Source organism: Nonomuraea sp. B1E8, assembly GCF_039871515.1.
Taxonomy (GTDB): domain Bacteria; phylum Actinomycetota; class Actinomycetes; order Streptosporangiales; family Streptosporangiaceae; genus Nonomuraea.
Window position 1 is genome coordinate 1 of record NZ_JBDPLS010000020.1, and the last position, 17,064, is coordinate 17,064.

The window sequence follows — 17,064 nt, forward strand, 5'->3', positions numbered from 1 at the left end:
CAGACTTGGCTTCCAACGGAGCTCCTGCACCGAACAGTGATCTTGGTCGACACCGTTCTAGCAGGAGCTCCGTGTCTATTTCGAGTGGTCTTGACTCCACTCACACACGCTTAACTACACGGCATTGCCACTAGTCGCGCTTCTGTTCCTCGGGCTCCTTGGGGATGCGGCAGGCGTGCTCCAGGTAGAGGGCGGCGCAGACGAGCACGACGCACGACACCAACGACCCCGTGGCGACGAGGAACTCGCCCCTCGGCGTCTCCCGGTCGAGCAGTTGCACCGTGTGCAGCCCGAACCCGGCGAAGATCCCCCCGAACACCGCCCCCGCGTACGCCGACGCCTTCGCCAGCGCGGCCAGCCGGGCCACCGCCATCGGCTCCACCGGCTTCGTGCCGGGTTTCCGCTCGATCCGGGCCTTGGTCAGCCACGCGGTGTAGGCCTCCCCGATGGCCAGCAACGTCACCGTGGGGATCGCGGTCCACGGCATGAGCGGCAGGTCGGAGTAGACGGGCCGGATCACCACCCAGGTGAGCAGCGCGACGACGACGAGGATGCCGACCAGATGGCCGGGGCGTGTGGGTCTCAATCCGGCCTCTGCAGCTTCAGGTCCTCGCGCAGGCGTACGCCCTGCCGGTCGAGGCCCTCCAGCAGGTCGGCCACCCGTCCGCGCCCGGGCAGCACCGCCTCGGGGTCGGCCTTCGACCACGGCACCAGCACGAACGCGCGCTCGTGAGCGAGCGGATGCGGCAGCGTCAGCTCGGGATCGTCGCTGACGGAGTCGCCCACCACGATCAGGTCGACGTCGAGCGTGCGCGGCCCCCACCGTTCCTCGCGGACCCTGCCGAAGGCGTCCTCGACGTTGAGCGCCCGCTCCAGCAGCCGCGCCGGCTCCAGGGTGGTCTCGGCGATCACGATCGCGTTGAGGTAGGGGCGCTGCCCGGACGGGCCGCCGACCGGGTCGGTCTCGTAGACGGGGGACGCCTGGACGAACTCCAGCCCAGGGGCGTCGAACAGGGTGTCGACGGCGCCCTGCAACGTCTGGAAGCGAGGGCCCACGTTGCTGCCCAGGGCGATGACGGCCTTCATCAGCGGCTCCGCTCGATCGTCACGACCACATCGTCGAACGGCAGCGGGATGGGCGCCGCCGGCTTGTGCACGCTCACCTCGGCCTTGCGCACCAGCTCGCTGGACAGGCACACGTCGGCCAGCCGCTGCGCGAGCGTCTCGATCAGCTCGACCGGCTCCCCTTCCACGACCCTGACGAGGGCCTCGGCCAGCTCCCCGTAGTGGACGGTCTTGGTGAGGTCGTCGCCCGCCGCCGCCGGGGCGGTGTCGAGGAACAGCGTCGCGTCGATCACGAACTCCTGCCCGAGCTCCCGCTCGGCAGCGAGCACGCCGTGTCTCCCCCGGGCCCGCAGGCCCTTGAGAGCGATGCGATCAGCGCTCAAGCTCGCCGTCCTCCTCCTCGTCGTCGTCGCTCTGGAGCACCGGCGAGCCGTGGTGCATCCACAACCGCCACCCCTGCGGGGTGCGGAGGTAGACGTTGCTGGCCACCACCTTGCCCGCGGCGAAGCTGGACTCACCCTCCTCGCCGGCGGTGAGGATGTTCTCGACGCAGGTGAGCACGGCCACGTCACCCAGCACGGTCGTGTTGACGTCGGTCAGCACGAACTGGATGTAGGTGGTGTTGGCCATGATCAACGCCCAGGACCGCAACACCTCCGAGCGGCCCGTCAGCAGGGTCCAGCCCGGGTGCACGCAGCTCACCTGCTCGTCACCGGAGTCTTCCGCCCAGATCTCGGTCATCTTGTCGAGATCGGCGTTCTCGATCGCGGTGTAGAACTCCTGGTTCACCGTCTCGATAGCGGCGGTGTCGACGCTCATGTGTTGGCTCCGGCTCTCTTCCATGCGGCGGCCACGCGCACGGCATCGGCATTGGGACCTACCTCGTGCACGCGCACGCACCAGGCGCCCGCGTGGGCGGCCAGCGCGGTCACCGCCAGCGTGGCGTCGTCGCTGCGGCTGAACGGCCGGGGTGTGCCGTCGGGGTCGGCCAGCAGCCGGCCGAGGAACCGTTTGCGCGACGCCCCCACCAGCAGCGGGAAACCCAGTTCGGCGAGATTCGGGATGCCGGCCAGCAGTGCCCAGTTGTGGTCGGCGTTCTTCGCGAAGCCGAGCCCTGGGTCGATCACGATCTGCTCCTCCGTGACGCCCTCCGCCAGCACCAGATCGACCCGTTTGCTCAGCTCCTCGCGCACCTCGGTGACCACGTCGGTGTAGACGGCGCGGCTGTCCATGTCGTGGCTGTGGCCGCGCCAGTGCATCACGACGTAGGGGACGCCGGTCGCGGCGACCGCGCGGGGCATGTCGGGGTCGGCCAGCCCGCCGCTCACGTCGTTGACGAGCCGCGCGCCCGCCTCGACCGCGGCCCTCGCGACCTCCGCTCGCATCGTGTCGACGCTGACCCGCACGCCCTCCGCGTCGAGCGCCCTGATCACCGGGACGACCCGGGCCAGCTCTTCCTGCAGCGACACCCTGGCGGCGCCGGGACGGGTGGACTCGCCGCCCACGTCGACGATGTCGGCGCCCTCACGGACCAGGTCGAGGCCGTGCTGGATCGCGACGTCCTCGTCGAACCACCGGCCGCCGTCGGAGAACGAATCGGGCGTCACATTGACCACGCCCATGACGAGGCACCGATCCGCACCTCCTGGCACGTTCATGGGCACGCTAGTCATGGGCCAAGCCTAGGCGCTTGCGGACACCTGATGACATCGTGGGTACCCCGTTCAGTCGTCAGCGGCCCAGGATCAGCGCCATCGCCTCGGATCGGGTCTTGTCGCTGGTGCGGAAGTCACCGCGAACCGCCGAGGTCACGGTCTTGGCGCCGGGCTTGCGCACCCCCCGCATCGTCATGCACAGATGCTCGGCCTCGACCACCACGATGACGCCGCGCGGCTCCAGCACCCGCATGAGCGCGTCGGCGATCTGCGAGGTCATGCGCTCCTGCACCTGAGGGCGGCGGGCGAACACGTCGACCAGGCGGGCCAGCTTGGACAGGCCCGTCACCTCGCCGCGCTGGTTGGGGATGTAGCCCACGTGGGCCACCCCGTGGAACGGGACCAGGTGGTGCTCGCAGGTCGAGTAGACCTCGATGTCCCTGACGAGCACCATCTCGTCGTGGTCGACGTCGAAAACCTTGGTCAGCACGTCTTCAGGCGTCTGGCCGAGCCCGGAATATTGCTCGGCCATGGCGCGAGCGACCCGGGCGGGCGTGTCGAGGAGGCCGTCGCGGTCGGGATCTTCGCCGATGGCGTAGAGGATCTCGCGAACGGCCTTCTCGATCCGCCCCTGGTCGATGTCGTGCTGAGTCACGCACTGTCTCCGGACGGCAGGGCGTCCTGGTGGCCCGCGCCGAGCGAGCCGTTGGCCGACTGCTCCTTCGGGGTCAGGATCGGCGGGCGGTCGGAGGGCAGCCGCTTGCCATAGCCCGCGTAGGACGGGCGGTGCTCCCTGATGACCACCGGGCTGAAGATCTGGAGCACCTGCTCGCGGGAGAGGGTCTCCTTCTCCATGAGCTCGAGCACGAGGTTGTCGAGCACGTCACGGTATTCGACCAGGATGTCCCAGGCCTGGTCGTGCGCCGTCTCGATCATCCGGCGGACCTCCTCGTCGATCGTGGAGGCGATCTTCTCGGAATAGTCGCGCTCGTGACCCATCTCGCGCCCGAGGAAGACCTCGGCCTGGCCGCTGCCGAACTTGCGGGCGCCGAGCTGCTCGCTCATGCCGTATTCGGTCACCATGCGGCGGGCGACGGCCGTGGCCTTCTCGATGTCGTTGGAGGCGCCGGTGGTCGGCTCGTGGAAGACGAGCTCCTCCGCCGCGCGGCCGCCGAGCAACATCGCGAGCTGGTCCATCATCTCCGACCTGGTGGCCAGGAACTTGTCCTCCATCGGCAGCGTCATCGTGTAGCCGAGCGCGCGGCCGCGGGACAAGATCGTGATCTTGTGCACCGGGTCGGAATTGGGCAACGCGTGCGCCACCAGGGCGTGACCGCCCTCGTGATAGGCGATCATCTTCTTTTCCTTGTCGGACATGACCCGCGTCTTGCGCTCGGGCCCTGCCATGACGCGGTCGATCGACTCCTCGAGGAGCTCCATCGTGATCAGCTTCTGGTCGGCCCGCGCGGTGAGCAGGGCCGCCTCGTTGATCACGTTGGCCAGGTCGGCGCCGGTGAACCCAGGGGTGCGGCGCGCGATGACGTCGAGGTCGACGTCGGGGGAGAACGGCTTGCCCCGCCCGTGCACCTTGAGGATGCCCTTGCGGCCCTCGAGGTCGGGCCGGTCGACGGTGACCTGCCGGTCGAAACGGCCGGGACGCAGCAGCGCCGGGTCGAGAATATCGGGCCGGTTGGTGGCCGCGATGAGGATCACGCCGCCCTTGACGTCGAAGCCGTCCATCTCGACGAGCAGCTGGTTGAGCGTCTGCTCGCGCTCGTCGTGACCGCCGCCCAGGCCGGCGCCGCGGTGGCGGCCGACCGCGTCGATCTCGTCGATGAAGATGATCGCCGGGGCGTTGGCCTTGGCCTGCTCGAACAGGTCACGCACACGCGAGGCGCCGACACCGACGAACATCTCGACGAAGTCGGAACCGGAGATGGAGTAGAACGGCACGCCCGCCTCACCCGCGACCGCGCGGGCCAGCAGCGTCTTACCGGTGCCGGGCGGGCCGTAGAGCAGCACGCCTTTGGGGATCTTGGCGCCGATCGCCTGGAACTTGGCCGGGGCCTGCAGGAACTCCTTGATCTCCTGGAGCTCCTCGATGGCCTCGTCAGCGCCTGCGACGTCGGAGAAGGTCGTCTTGGGGGTGTCTTTGGTGATCAGCTTGGCCTTCGACTTGCCGAAGTTCATCACCCGGGAGCCGCCGCCCTGCATCTGGTTCATGATGAACAGGAAGATCAGCACGATGATGACGATCGGCAGGAAGCTCACCAGAAGGCTCACCAGGAAGTTTTCCTGCGGCACCTCGGTGGCGAAGCTCTTGGTCTTGCCCGCGTCGACCTGAGCCTGGAGCTCGTCGGTCAGCTTGCTGCCGTAACCGGTGACCCAGTCTGACTGGATCAGCTTCGTCGGGGCGTCGCCGGCCTTCACCACCACGGGGTTGGTCAGCGTCACCTCGATCCGGTTGTCCTTATCGATGATCTTGGCGTTGCTGACGTTTCCGGCGCGAATCTGCTGGAGAACCAAGGACGTGTCGGCCGGCTTGTAATTGCCGCCACCGCTCCAGAGCTGGGTGACGAGCAGGAGCAGCACGACGATGCCCAGGATCCACAGCAGTGGCCCACGTGTAAATCGCTTGAGATCCATCCGATGCGGAACCCCTTGCGGGCCCGTCCCTTCCTGACCATGGCCTTGAACCCGGGTCGCCCCGGGGCCGCGGCATCCGACACCGCGACTTCTGACTACCCGGAGGGGACACGGGGTCACACTCCAGAAGTCCGAAGGTACACCGGCACAGCGCACGGAGGGACCCGCCCGCTACACCGGTCTTGCCCTATCAACGTACGTCACGTTGCGCAGTGTTCCCGGCCCGCCGGGAACACTGCCGGATTGCTAGGTGTAAACGTGCGGAGCGAGCGTGCCGATGAACGGCAGATTGCGGTATCGCTCCGCGTAGTCGAGCCCGTAACCGATGACGAACTCGCTGGGGATGTCGAAACCCACGTATTTCACCTCGATAGGCACCTTCACCGCGTCAGGTTTGCGCAGCGCGGCGCAGATCTCCAGCGAGGCCGGATTGCGCGATTTCAGGTTTTCCAGCAGCCAGTGCAAGGTCAGGCCGGAGTCGATGATGTCCTCGACGATCAGCACATGGCGGTCGAGGATGTCGGTGTCGAGGTCTTTCAGCACGCGTACGACGCCGGACGACCTGGTGCCGGCGCCGTAGGACGACACCGCCATCCAGTCCATCTGCACGGGCACGTGCAGAGCCCTCGCCAGGTCGGCCATCACCATGACCGCGCCTTTGAGCACGCCCACGAGCAGGACTTCCTTGCCCGCATAGTCGTCGTCGATCCGGCCGGCGAGCTCTTTGATCCTGGCCTGGAGGTCGTCCTCGGAGATGAGGACCTTCTCCAGGTCATTGCCCATGTCGGCAGCGTCCACCTGTGGTTCCTTACGGGATGGGACTGATGGCGAGTATCAGGGTGCCATACCGCCGCAGGGCCGACAGACCCCCGGGCAGGTCCACCGCCTTCTGCCCGTGCCACCGCGTGACCAGCCGGTCCACTGCCAGCACGTGGGCGGCCGACAGGGCTCCCGGCGGTGCTCCCGCCGCGATGGCCGCACGGCGCAGCACCCTCCGCCTGACGGCGTCGGGCAGCTTCTCCAGCTCCGCCGTGGACAGCGTGACCGACTCTCCGATATCGCTAAGAGCGCAATTTCGGTACGCCGACTCCGCCCACTGGTCCAGGGCGTCAGCGTCCTCACGCGCCATCCCCGCGGTCCTCGCGAGCGCCTCCGCGACCCCCGGGCCGAGCTCCTTCTCCAGCACCGGCAGCACGTGCCTCCTGACGCGGACCCTCGTGTAGCGGGGATCCACGTTGTGCGGGTCGTCCCACGGAGACAGGCGCAGCGCCTGGCAGGCGGCGACCGTGGTCGCCCGCGGGAGGTGGAGGAACGGGCGGAGCCAGCGGCCGCTCCTGGCCGCCATGCCGGACAACGAACGCAGGCCGCTCCCCCTCGCCAGGCCGAGCAGGACCGTCTCCGCCTGGTCGTCCCTCGTGTGGCCGAGCAGGACCGCCGGCGCCCGGAGCCGGTCGGCCGCCTCGGCCAGCGCGGCGTATCGCGCCTCCCTGGCCGCCGCCTCGGGGCCGCCCGCCGTGCCCACCGTCACCGTGAGCACCTCCACAGGATCGAGCCCCATCCCCCGGGCCAGCCCCGCCACCGTCTCGGCGCGCTCGGCCGAGCCCGGCTGGAGCCGGTGGTCCACGGACAACACGCCCGCCCGCAGGCCCATCCTGGGGGCCACGAACGCCAGGGCGGCCGACAGGGCAAGGGAGTCGGCTCCGCCGCTGCACGCCGCCAGGACCAGCGTGCCCGCCTCGGCGTCGGCCAGCGCTTCGCGCACGGCCCTGCGCACGTCGGCTACTGCTGGATGTGGCCCCACGAGGCCATTCTCCCGGCTCCCACCGGCGGCGCGTTCGGCGGGAAGGCGAGTGACGTGTGGGTCGGTCAGGCGGGGAGGGCAGGGGTGCCTGTGACGCGGGCGACCCAGGCGTCCGGGTCGGAGATCTCCGGTGTCGTCGGCAGCGTCTCGGGCGAGGCCCAGATCTTGTTGAAGCCGTCCATGCCGACCCGGTCGACCACGGTGCGGACGAAGGCCGAGCCCTCCGCGTACTGCTTCATCTTGACCTCGATCCCCAGCAGACGCCGGACCGTGCGGTCGAGGCGGGAGCCGCCCTCGCGACGCTGGGCGAACTTGGCGCGGATGTCGGCGACCGACGGCACCACCGAGGGGCCGACGGCGTCCATCACGTAGTCGCCGTGCCCTTCGACCAGGGTCATCACGGCCGTCAGGCGGTCGAGGATCTCCTTCTGGCCGGGCGACTGGATGGCGTCGATGAGGTTGCCCTCGCCGCCGCGCACCACGTCGGCCACCGTGTCGGCGGCGTTGCGCAGGCGTTCGAGCAGGGTGGGCAGGTCGAGGTCGGACGCGAGCAGGAACTCGGTCATCTGCGACCGTACGTATTCGCGCAACCACGGCACGCCCGTGAACTGGACGCGGTGGGTCTCCTCGTGGAGGCAGACCCAGAGGCGGAAGTCGTGCGGATCGACGCCCATCTCGCGCTCGGCGTGGACGATGTTGGGCGCGACGAGGGTCAGGCGGCCCGTCGGCTCCTCGCCGGTCGGGTCGGGCGGGAGGAAGAGCTCGTACTGGCCCAGCACGCGCGAGGCCAGGAACGCCAGGACCGCGCCGACCTCGACGCCCGTGATGCGGGAGCCCACGGCCGTGACGATGGCGGGTGGCGGGTTGTCGCCGCCGCTCATGCGCTGGGTCAAGGGTTCGAGCACCACGCGGAAGCCCTCGACGTTGGCCTTGATCCAGCCCGGCCGGTCGACGATGGTCGCGGGCTGCGGCGCGGTGTCGGTGTGAATTTTCGTGAACTCGCGCACGTGGCCCTCGGCCTCACGCGACAGGGTGCGGAGCTCGGCGACGGCCTGCCTGGCCTCCTCCCGGCTCACCTGAGGACCGGGGCGCACCAGGCGCGTGCCGGTCGTGACGGCCAGATCCCAGTCGATCACCTGCATAACGTCCACCGTACGTGCTTCTCGTCGTACCCGCGAAGCTCCCGGCCGAGCCGCGATCCGAAGGATCGCCACAAGCACGCGAGGGAGCGCCGGTGTCTGGACTGAGGAGAGAGGGAGCGCAGCGACCGAACGACGAGGGAAGACACCGGACCCAAGCGACCGAGCCCGCGATCCGAAGGATCGCCACAAGCACGCGAGGGAGCGCCGGTGTCTGGACTGAGGAGAGAGGGAGCGCAGCGACCGAACGACGAAGGAAGACACCGGACCCAAGCGACCGAGCCGCGATCCGAAGGATCGCCATAAGCCCGCCATCAACACAACTAATTACGGGCGACGATGGCGGCGAGGCGGTCGAGTACGGGTTCGGCGGTGACGGGGACGTGGTCGGCCATGAAGGCGAACGTGACCAGTCGGCCGTCCTTCGTGGTGGCCAGTCCTGCCAGGGTGTTGACGTTGTTGAGGGTGCCGGTCTTGGCGCGTACGAGGCCGACCTGGCCCTTGCTGTCGGCGGCGGTGAAGCGGCGGCCGTTGCCGAGGGTGCCGGAGAATCCGGCGATCGGCATGCCGGAGGCGATGGCGTGGAGGTCGGGGTGGTTCGCGGAGCCGGCCATGGCGATGATCTTGGCCAGGGCGTGGGGGCTGATGCGGTTGCGGATGGACAGGCCGCTGCCGTCGGAGAGCGCGGCGACGCCCTGGGCGGCCCCGAGCCGCTGGAGTACGGAGATCACGCCCTTGGCGCCTCCTTCGAACGACGCCTGTTGTCCTTCCTTGAGTGCGACGTGCCTCATCAGCGCCTCGGCCATGTCGTTGTCGCTCTCGGTCAGGGTGTGCTCGACGAGGGCGTAGACGGGGGCGGAGTCGACCCGGCCGAGCTCGGTGGCGCCGGCGGGGGCCTTGGCCTGGCGCAGGGATTTCGACACCGCGATGCCCTCCTTCTTGAGGAGCCTGGCGAAGGCCGCGGCGGCGTATCGGGGCGGGTCGTCGACTCTGGGGGCGTTGTAGCGGGGGTGCCGGCGGCCTTCGTCGATGGCGAGGGCGTGGACGGTGGCGACGTTGCCGTCGGGGATGTAGCTCGGCTTCCAGCCGTCGGCCTTGGTTGGGCCGACGAAGAGGGATGTGTCGTACGAAAGGGTGACTTTCTTGATGTTCTGCGACTTGAGCGTGGCGGCGGTGCGGGCGGCCAGCGTGCGGAGTGAGGCCTGCTTCGGGTAGCCGGGCTTGGCGGAGGGACCGGCGAGCAGCGGGTCGCCGCCGCCCACGAGGATGGCGGTGCCTGGTTCGGCGCCCTGGACGACCGTGGTGGACAGGCGGGTGTCAGGCCCCAGAGAGGCGAGCGCGGCGGCGCAGACGGCTATCTTCGTGGTGGAGGCGGGCACGAAGGCGGCGTCGGCATTGGAGGCGAAGATCTGCTGGCCGGTGACCGCGTCGAGCACGACGGCGCCGACCCTGTCACCCAGGGCCCGGTCACCCAGCGCGCGGGTGAGCTGCCGCGTCAAAGTACTCTTAGTCGGGAGAGGTCCGTCTCCGGGCTTCGCCGGAAGCTGGGCCAGCACAGGTCCCGCGGTGACCACGGGGGCGGGGGGAGACTCTTCCTGCGGTGACTCCGTCGGCCCGGCCGGTGGAGACTGCCCCGTCAACGCGCTGAGGCTGAAGCCGGTGGTCATCGCGTAAACGCCGATGACGATGGTCAGAGCCTGGAGCACGACGAGGGTGGTCAGCATCACCCACCTGTCGTGCCGCGCCACGTCGCCCGCCCTCTCTCCAGTGTTCGCCTACGAGACATTAACGCCCAGCCGGGGGTGCCCGGGGGCTGAGCGGGGGAGAGAAGCCCGGACCGGGCCCCGGGGAGGCGGGTGATCGCGTTCCCAGATGCCTGGCGAGGTGCTCTCGACCCATGAGAGAGGACCGCGGTGGAGTTCGACGTTGTCGTAGAGATTCCCAAGGGGCAACGGAACAAGTACGAGGTGGACCACGAAACCGGGAAGATCAGGCTCGACCGGCTCCTGTTCACCTCCACGCAGTACCCCGCCGACTACGGCTTCATCGAGAACACCCTCGGTGAGGACGGCGACCCGCTGGACGCGCTGGTGCTGCTGCAGGAGCCGACGTTCCCCGGCTGCTACATCACGTGCCGGGCGGTGGGCATGTTCAGGATGACCGACGAGAAGGGCGGCGACGACAAGGTCCTCTGCGTCCCCTCGACCGACCCCCGTATGCACCACATCCAGGACATCCATCACGTGTCGGAGTTCGACCGGCTGGAGATCCAGCACTTCTTCGAGGTCTACAAGGACCTCGAGCCGGGCAAGTCGGTCGAGGGCGCCAACTGGGTGGGCCGCATCGAAGCGGAGGCCGAGATCGAGCGCTCCTTCCGCCGGGCCAAGGACGAGGGACACCACGGTCACTGACCGTCAGCGGGGCCTGGTGGCGCCCACCAGGTCCCCGCGGTAGATCGAGGCGACCCGTACGACGTCGCCGGTCTGCGGCGCGTGCACCATCTGGCCCCGGCCGACGTAGATCCCCACGTGGTGGATGGTGCCGGGGTCGTCGCTGATGTGGCCGAAGAACACCAGGTCGCCGCGCTGCAGCTGGTCGAGCGGCACGTGCGGGCCCGACGTCCACTGGGTGCCGGTCCAGTGGTCGAGCCGCACGCCGACCTTCTCCCAGGCGCGCATGGTGAGCCCGGAGCAGTCGTAGGTGTCGGGGCCGTCGGCCGCCCACACGTACGGCTTGCCGAGCTGGGTGAGCGCCCAGTTGGCCGCGACGTTCCCCAGGGCCGAGCCGCGGGAGACGAGCCCGGCGACCGACGCGGCCGCGGCCTTGCGGCGGGCCAGCAGTTGGGCGCGGGTGCGGGCCGCGTCGACCTTGCGCTGGAGGTGCTCCTCGCGGGCCCGCAGCGCCTTCGTTTCACGCAGCTGCCTGGCCACGGCCTCCTTGGCAGCGATCTTGGCGAGTCTGGCGCGTTCGGTGGCGGCCCTGTGGGCGGCGTAGGCGTTGGCGGCCTCGATGCGCAGGATGCTCGCGACCTCCTGGGCGTCGCGCATCCTGGCGAGGATCGCGGCCCGCTCACTGCTCATGTGTTCGAGCACGCCCGCCCGGTGCAGCAGGCCGTTCGTTTCGCCCTGGTCGATGAGGATGCCGAGGAACGGCTCCCGCATCGCCACGCCGCCGTACGTCTCCGCCGCCAGCAGCGCGACGTCGCGCCGGGCCAGCTCGACCTCGGCGTCGGCCGCCGCGAGGCGCGCCTTGGCCTGCTCATTGGCCTGCTCGGCGTGCCGGAGCTGGACGAGCTCCCCGTTGTACGCCTCCACCAGCCGCTCGACCTCGGCCGCCAGCCGGTCGAGCCGTGACTGGGCGGTGGCCAGCTTGGCGCTGGTCTCCCCTAGCCGCTTCGACCGCTCGCGTACGGTCTGGCGGGCCTTCTTGACGTCACGCGAGGAGGGGACGGGCTCCGCCATGACCGGCGGGCACATGCCGACCAGCAGGCAGCCCGCGAGCAGCCCAGCCCGGAATGCGCGCATAGGTCCCCCTGGAAGCAGATGGTCACTCTATGCACACAGTCCCCGGCAGTTCACTTGCGTAACAGGGGTTTACGCAGGTCAGCCGCTTTCCGTAGGCGTTGGCGAAGGTTCCTCGGTGTGCGGCGGGGTGGCCGTTTGCGTCGGCTTGGTAGTGGTCGGGGTGGGCGTCACCGTGACAGTCGGGGTCGGCGTCATGGTCGGGGTGGGGGTGCGGGTCGGGGTGAAGGTCCGGGGCGGCCCACCGGGGGGCCTGAACGTGTGCCGCGGCCGCGAGGGTCTGACGGGCGGGGGCTCCGCCAGGGACGGCTCCACCGGCCGTACGTGCGTCGGAGGAAGGCCCGGCGGCCGGCCCTGCCCGGTGGGCCGCGGCGCGGGCGACGGCGGCGGGGCGCCGGTCGGCGAGGGCATCAGGGGCGCGGGCGAGGGGATGACCAGGGGCGGCGGGAAACCGGGCGACTCCGTGACGCCGAGCGGGCGCATGGTCGTGGCGTCGACGATGGGCATCACGGTCACCGGCTGGTTCTTCGGCTCGCCCTGCCAGGGCAGCCTGATGCCGGGCGGCTCGCCCGTCGGGGGGAACGCCGCCGTCGCGACGCCCGACAGGCCGCCGTTGTCCCTGCCGATCTGCTGGAAGATCACCGTTATCGCCACCACGGCCGCGACCGCCGCCAGCGCGCCTGCCAGCGCCTGAGGCCACCTTCCAGCGCCCTTGTCCGCGGGAACGGGAAACCCGGCGGCTCCCAGGCCACTCGTCCGCCTGGCGACGTAGCGCCGGTAGGGCAGCAGTTCCGGGTCGCCGAAGCAGCTCAGCACCCTGACCCGCAGCGCCTCCGGCAGCGCCACGGCCGGCAGCAGCGCGTAGACCTTGGTGACCGACACCTCGCGGGCGCGGTGGGGCGCGCAGGTCTCGCAGTGGGACAGGTGCCTGATCAGGTGCTCGCGCATCTCCTGGGTCAGCCGGCCGGAGAAGCCGGCGAGGATGCGGGCGCGTGCCGGGCAGTCGTACGGGCCCTTCCCGGCCAGGATCTCGGCCGTGAGCGCGCCGCCCAGGCGCTCGCGGGCCTCCCCCATGACCTGCTCCACCTGGCGCGGCGGGAGCGCGAGGACCTGGGCGAGCTCGGCGGCGGGCAGCTCGTGCCGGTAGGCCAGCTCCAGCGCCTCGCGGTCGGCAACGGGCAGGCTGTGGACCGCGTTCCACGCCATGACCCGCAGGTCGGCGTCGGCCGGGTCGTCCAACGGCGGCGCCTCGGCCAGCGCCTGCTCGGGGCCGGGCGGGGCGCAGGCCCTGCGGCGCAGGCACTCGGCGCGGGCCAGCGCGTACAGCCAGGTGCGCAGCCTCCCCGGGTCGGCCAGCGCGTCCGCGTGCGCCTCGGCCGCGATCAGCGTGTCGCGGAGAGCCACCTGCGCGCTGTCGCCGCTCATGAGGAGGGACCAGCAGTAGCGGTAGATGCTCTCCGCATAGGCGTCGTAGAGAGCGGCCACGGCGTCAGCGTCGCGGGCGCGAAGGGCTTCGACCAGAACGCGGTCATCCATGTGACTGAAGGTAATGGATTAGTAACTAGTAGTTCCACCATTTCCGCGCCGTTGGCTTGGCTTGTCGGGCCGCATGTTCGGGTTCCTGATGAATATTCGCGATAGCCCTCTGTGCCTCCTTTACTCTCATTGCGACCTCTTCGACCTGATTTATCGAGCTTTAGAGCAGAAAATCATTGCTTGTACTTGGAGACGATCTCAGTGCTCCGGTCCACTGCGAACGGCTCTGTCGTCGGCTTGACCGTGTGCACCGGCAGGGCGCCGCCGAGTGCCAGATCCTCGTAAGGACGGCCGGTCGATCCCCAGGTCCGCGCCACGATCTGGGTCTTGGCCACCTTGGTGCGCGCGGGCACCCCCGACACCGTGAGGATGAAGCGCGGCGGGCGGCCCGCTTTCACGTCATCCACGAACGTGCTGCCGCCGGCCAGAAGTTTGCCTGATTTGTCGCGCAGCAGCGCGTTGACGACGAGGCTGCTCGCCGCCGTCCGATAAGGATTGTCAACATACCCGGTAATAAGGTATGAGCCGTCTTTCTGGCGCAATGTCTGAGTCCGGGTGATGGGAAACTCCCGGAACGCCGACGGGATGCGCGCCGCCAGCCGCCACTGCGCGGGACGGTACTGGATCGTCACCTTGGCCGGCTTCTCGGTGGCGGTGGCCTGGCCGGTGAAGGCCAGCGACCCGCCCGGCGGCACGGCGTCGAGCGGCTGGTCCATCCTGACCACCTCGGTGCCCTTGGTGTCGTGCCCGACGATCGTGGCCACCACGTGCTCGCCGAAATGCCATGGATTGGTGTTGCTGAGCACGCCGGCCCAGTTGACGGCATATCCGTCGGCGGATTTGACGATATTGGAGACCTGCTCCTTGAGAGCGAGCGGCTTGAGCTCTTGTACGGGTTGTTCCTCGCTCGCGCACCCGGTGAGGCAGATCGCCCCGAGTGCGAGGAGGCTGACGGTTCGGCTACGCGGGATCACTTTGCCGTGATAACCCGTGCATGGCACGGATGGCAGAGGACACGCGCCTGCCGTACCAAGTCTTTAACGCGGACGCACGACCCTGGACTCGTCCCAGACCGGCTCGGGCGACTCGTAGACCGTGCCGTCGGAGCCGAAGACCAGGAAGCGGTCGAAGTCGGCGGCGAACCAGCGGTCGTGGGTCACCGCCAGCACCGTGCCGTCGAACGCCTCCAGCCCCGCCTGCAGCGCCTCTGCGCTGGCCAGGTCGAGGTTGTCGGTCGGCTCGTCCAGCAGCAGCAGCGTGGCCCCCGACAGCTCCAGCAGCAGGATCTGCAGGCGTGCCTGCTGCCCGCCCGAGAGCGATTCGAAGCGCTGCTCCGCGACCCTGCCCGCCAGCTCGTAGCGGGCCAGCGCCTTCATGGCTTCGTTCTTCAGCCGGGCGTGCTCGGTCATGACGATGTCGACAGGGGTGCGGCCGAGCAGTTCGGGCCGGGCATGCGTCTGGGCGAAGTGGCCCGGCACGACGCGGGCGCCCAGCCTGGCCACGCCCTCGTGACGGACCTGCTCGCCCGCCAGCAGGCGCAGGAAGTGGGACTTGCCCGAGCCGTTGGAGCCGAGCACCGCGACGCGCTCGGAATACCAGACCTCCAGGTCGAACGGGCGCATCAGCCCGCTGAGCTCCAGCCCTTCGCAGATGACCGCGCGCTTGCCCGTGCGGCCGCCCCGCAGGCGCATCTTGATGTTCTGCTCGCCCGGCGCCACCTCCGGCGGCCCCGCCTCCTCGAACTTGCGCAGCCGCGTCTGCGCGGCGTGGTAGGCGGGGGCCATGCCGTCGTTGTAGCGCGCCTTGTTCTTCAACATGGTGACCAGGGCCTTGAGCTTGGCGTGCTCTTCGTCCCAGCGCCTGCGCAGCTCGTCGAGCCGCTCGTTGCGGGCCCTGCGCGCCTCGGCGTAGGTGGCGAACCCTCCGCCGTGGATCCAGATGCCGCCCGACTCGACGGTGACGATCCGGTCGGCCGCGTTGGCCAGCAGCTGGCGGTCGTGGCTGACCAGCAACACCGTCTTCGGCGTCTCCTTGAGCTGCTGCTCCAGCCATTCCTTGCCGGGCACGTCGAGGTAGTTGTCGGGCTCGTCGAGCAGCAGGGTCTGGTCGGGGCCGCGCAGCAGCGCCTCCAGGACCAGCCGCTTCTGCTCACCGCCCGACAGGGTGGCCACGTCGCGATATTTCACCCGTTCGTACGGCACGCCGAGCGCGGCCACCGTACAGGTGTCCCAGAGCACCTCGATGTCGTAGCCGCCGGCGTCGGTGTAGTCGCTGATGGCCTGCGCGTAACGCATCTGCGTCTTCTCGTCGTCGCGCTCCATCATCGCCAGCTCGGCCTCGTCGAGCCGCTCGGCCGCCTGCCGCACGGCGGGCGGCGCGACGCCCAGCAGCAGGGCGCGCACGTCGCTGCCGTCGCGCACGCTGCCGATGAACTGGCGCATCACGCCCAGCCCGCCCGAGCCGGCCACGGTGCCCTCGACCGGCTGGAGGTCGCCGGCGATCAGCCGCATGAGCGTGGTCTTGCCCGCGCCGTTGGGCCCGACCAGCGCCGCCTTCACGCCTTCGCCGATCCGGAAGGACACGTCGTTGAGCAGGGGCCGCCCGTCGGGCAGCACGTATGTCAGATGTCCTACTTCGACGTGGCCCATGCGCGCAGGCTACCGGGCCGGTTCGTGGCGGAGCATCACCTTTTCCGGCCGCTCAGACAAGCTCGGTCTTGTAGAAGATGCTGGCCTTGCGGGCCTTCGGTACGCCCGAGGCGAGCCCCAGGCACAGGCGAGGACCGCCGGAGGTGAGCTGGATGGCCATGCCCTCCGGCTCACGGAAGTCGAGCGACCTGCCCGCCTCGGTGCGCGCCCGCTGGACGCGGCTGCCCGTGCGCAGGTCGAGGCACGTGATGAACGAGTTGCCGGGCGGCGGGTTGGCGTCACTGTAGGCGTTGCCGGTCAGGATGTAGACGAAGTCGCCGTAGGGGGCGTACCCCTGGAAGGTGCCCAGGCCCGACAGCTGCGGCACGTCGTGGATCGGGTCGGCCGAGCCGGACTTGAGCGCGGCCAGCGAGAACACCGCGAAGCGGAAGGAGTTGCCGTCGTGGTAGCGCATGACCAGCCGGTCGGTCGAAGGGTCGATCGCGCAGGTGGTGTTGACCGCTCCGGAGATCGGGCTGAACTTGGTGAGCGCCGACGACGACCTCGTCAGCGTCTGCCCGTTGACGAACTTGAAGCGCGCCAGCCTGCTTCCCCTGGCGGAGTCGCCGTCGCTCACCGCGTCGGTCTCGGTCCACAGGTACGCCGAACTCCCTGACGGCTCGACCCCGATCTGCACGCCGTGGCCGAAGCCCATGAGGTACATGTGGCCGAGGACCGAGCCGCTCAGGCTCAGCTTGGTCAGGCACAGGTCACCCGCGGCGTTGGAACCGCTGCCGTTCTTCACCTGGACGGTGTAGATGTGACCGTTGTCGTTGTCGAAGGCGAACGACTGCAGCACGGTCTCGTCGCGCAGCGCTTTCTTCCAGATCAGCGGGCTGGAGGGGGCGGTCAGCTGGAAGCGGCCCTCAGCCGAGGCGGCTGTGGCGGCTGTCGCGGCTCCGGCGCCCGCCACGGCCGTGGCGGCGGCGCCCGCCCCGATCCTGAGCAGGCCTCGACGGGTGACCGGCATGTGGAAGGACATCTTCACCATCCGTTCTGCTGTGATCAGCACGC

17 protein-coding genes are annotated in these 17,064 nt (G+C 69.6%); 1 reads left to right on the top strand and 16 read right to left on the bottom strand.

Annotation, left to right across the window (positions count from 1 at the left end; genetic code table 11):
• Positions 1–130: 130 nt before the first annotated feature.
• The 11 genes from ABGA98_RS41450 to dacB form a co-directional block, all read right to left on the bottom strand.
• Positions 131–586 (bottom strand): DUF3180 domain-containing protein, encoded by a 456-nt coding sequence (locus ABGA98_RS41450; RefSeq protein ID WP_347623962.1) that lies wholly within the window; start codon positions 584–586, stop codon positions 131–133.
• On the bottom strand, positions 583–1,086 hold the full coding sequence (gene folK, locus ABGA98_RS41455) for a 2-amino-4-hydroxy-6-hydroxymethyldihydropteridine diphosphokinase (RefSeq protein ID WP_347623963.1): 504 nt from the start codon (positions 1,084–1,086) through the stop codon (positions 583–585). Before folK ends, ABGA98_RS41450 begins: the two co-directional genes overlap by 4 nt.
• A complete protein-coding gene (gene folB, locus ABGA98_RS41460; RefSeq protein ID WP_132597766.1) occupies positions 1,086–1,448 on the bottom strand; it encodes a dihydroneopterin aldolase in 363 nt (120 codons plus the stop codon). Before folB ends, folK begins: the two co-directional genes overlap by 1 nt.
• Positions 1,438–1,884 (bottom strand): nuclear transport factor 2 family protein, encoded by a 447-nt coding sequence (locus ABGA98_RS41465; protein WP_132332063.1) that lies wholly within the window; start codon positions 1,882–1,884, stop codon positions 1,438–1,440. The genes folB and ABGA98_RS41465 overlap by 11 nt, the downstream gene beginning before the upstream one ends.
• On the bottom strand, positions 1,881–2,687 hold the full coding sequence (gene folP / locus ABGA98_RS41470) for a dihydropteroate synthase (protein WP_347624080.1): 807 nt from the start codon (positions 2,685–2,687) through the stop codon (positions 1,881–1,883). Before folP ends, ABGA98_RS41465 begins: the two co-directional genes overlap by 4 nt.
• 109 nt (positions 2,688–2,796) lie before the next feature.
• A complete protein-coding gene (gene folE, locus ABGA98_RS41475) occupies positions 2,797–3,375 on the bottom strand; it encodes a GTP cyclohydrolase I FolE (protein ID WP_132597767.1) in 579 nt (192 codons plus the stop codon).
• Positions 3,372–5,366, bottom strand: coding sequence for an ATP-dependent zinc metalloprotease FtsH (gene ftsH / locus ABGA98_RS41480; protein ID WP_347623964.1), 1,995 nt, complete (start codon positions 5,364–5,366; stop codon positions 3,372–3,374). The genes folE and ftsH overlap by 4 nt, the downstream gene beginning before the upstream one ends.
• Before the next feature lie 246 nt (positions 5,367–5,612).
• Positions 5,613–6,164, bottom strand: coding sequence for a hypoxanthine phosphoribosyltransferase (gene hpt, locus ABGA98_RS41485; RefSeq protein WP_347623965.1), 552 nt, complete (start codon positions 6,162–6,164; stop codon positions 5,613–5,615).
• Between the two features lie 10 nt (positions 6,165–6,174).
• Positions 6,175–7,167, bottom strand: a complete 993-nt coding sequence (tilS, locus tag ABGA98_RS41490) for a tRNA lysidine(34) synthetase TilS (RefSeq protein WP_347623966.1) — start codon at positions 7,165–7,167, stop codon at positions 6,175–6,177.
• Between the two features lie 65 nt (positions 7,168–7,232).
• Positions 7,233–8,309, bottom strand: coding sequence for a zinc-dependent metalloprotease (locus ABGA98_RS41495; protein ID WP_347623967.1), 1,077 nt, complete (start codon positions 8,307–8,309; stop codon positions 7,233–7,235).
• Positions 8,310–8,629: 320 nt separating this feature from the next.
• Positions 8,630–10,030 carry a D-alanyl-D-alanine carboxypeptidase/D-alanyl-D-alanine-endopeptidase gene (gene dacB, locus ABGA98_RS41500; RefSeq protein ID WP_347623968.1) on the bottom strand — a complete coding sequence of 467 codons (1,401 nt, stop codon included), beginning with the start codon at positions 10,028–10,030 and terminating at the stop codon, positions 8,630–8,632.
• 189 nt (positions 10,031–10,219) lie between these two features.
• Between dacB and ABGA98_RS41505 the strand changes: the two genes are divergently transcribed.
• Complete coding sequence (locus tag ABGA98_RS41505) at positions 10,220–10,717, top strand: inorganic diphosphatase (RefSeq protein ID WP_132510444.1); 498 nt, start codon at positions 10,220–10,222, stop codon at positions 10,715–10,717.
• 3 nt (positions 10,718–10,720) lie between these two features.
• Here the strand turns inward: ABGA98_RS41505 and ABGA98_RS41510 are convergent, their stop codons facing one another.
• The 5 genes from ABGA98_RS41510 to ABGA98_RS41530 form a co-directional block, all read right to left on the bottom strand.
• Positions 10,721–11,830 (bottom strand): C40 family peptidase, encoded by a 1,110-nt coding sequence (locus tag ABGA98_RS41510; RefSeq protein WP_347623969.1) that lies wholly within the window; start codon positions 11,828–11,830, stop codon positions 10,721–10,723.
• A gap of 78 nt (positions 11,831–11,908) precedes the next feature.
• The gene (locus tag ABGA98_RS41515; protein ID WP_347623970.1) at positions 11,909–13,363 is read right to left on the bottom strand and encodes a sigma-70 family RNA polymerase sigma factor; all 1,455 of its coding nucleotides are present in this window, start codon (positions 13,361–13,363) and stop codon (positions 11,909–11,911) included.
• Positions 13,364–13,536: 173 nt separating this feature from the next.
• Positions 13,537–14,337 (bottom strand): hypothetical protein, encoded by an 801-nt coding sequence (locus tag ABGA98_RS41520; protein WP_347623971.1) that lies wholly within the window; start codon positions 14,335–14,337, stop codon positions 13,537–13,539.
• Positions 14,338–14,400: 63 nt separating this feature from the next.
• The gene (locus tag ABGA98_RS41525) at positions 14,401–16,011 is read right to left on the bottom strand and encodes an ATP-binding cassette domain-containing protein (RefSeq protein ID WP_347623972.1); all 1,611 of its coding nucleotides are present in this window, start codon (positions 16,009–16,011) and stop codon (positions 14,401–14,403) included.
• A 52-nt stretch (positions 16,012–16,063) separates the two neighbouring features.
• Positions 16,064–17,062, bottom strand: coding sequence for a teichoic acid biosynthesis protein C (locus tag ABGA98_RS41530; protein WP_347623973.1), 999 nt, complete (start codon positions 17,060–17,062; stop codon positions 16,064–16,066).
• Positions 17,063–17,064 lie beyond the last annotated feature (2 nt).

Bases quoted from the DNA above. Each gene is read 5' to 3' on its own strand.
- folK (WP_347623963.1), bottom strand. From the start codon at position 1,086: ATGAAGGCCGTCATCGCCCTGGGCAGCAACGTGGGCCCTCGCTTCCAG.
- ABGA98_RS41465 (WP_132332063.1), bottom strand. From the start codon at position 1,884: ATGAGCGTCGACACCGCCGCTATCGAGACGGTGAACCAGGAGTTCTAC.
- folP (WP_347624080.1), bottom strand. From the start codon at position 2,687: ATGGGCGTGGTCAATGTGACGCCCGATTCGTTCTCCGACGGCGGCCGG.
- ftsH (WP_347623964.1), bottom strand. From the start codon at position 5,366: ATGGATCTCAAGCGATTTACACGTGGGCCACTGCTGTGGATCCTGGGC.
- ABGA98_RS41495 (WP_347623967.1), bottom strand. From the start codon at position 8,309: ATGCAGGTGATCGACTGGGATCTGGCCGTCACGACCGGCACGCGCCTG.
- dacB (WP_347623968.1), bottom strand. From the start codon at position 10,030: ATGCTGACCACCCTCGTCGTGCTCCAGGCTCTGACCATCGTCATCGGC.
- ABGA98_RS41510 (WP_347623969.1), bottom strand. From the start codon at position 11,830: ATGCGCGCATTCCGGGCTGGGCTGCTCGCGGGCTGCCTGCTGGTCGGC.
- ABGA98_RS41515 (WP_347623970.1), bottom strand. From the start codon at position 13,363: ATGGATGACCGCGTTCTGGTCGAAGCCCTTCGCGCCCGCGACGCTGAC.
- ABGA98_RS41525 (WP_347623972.1), bottom strand. From the start codon at position 16,011: ATGGGCCACGTCGAAGTAGGACATCTGACATACGTGCTGCCCGACGGG.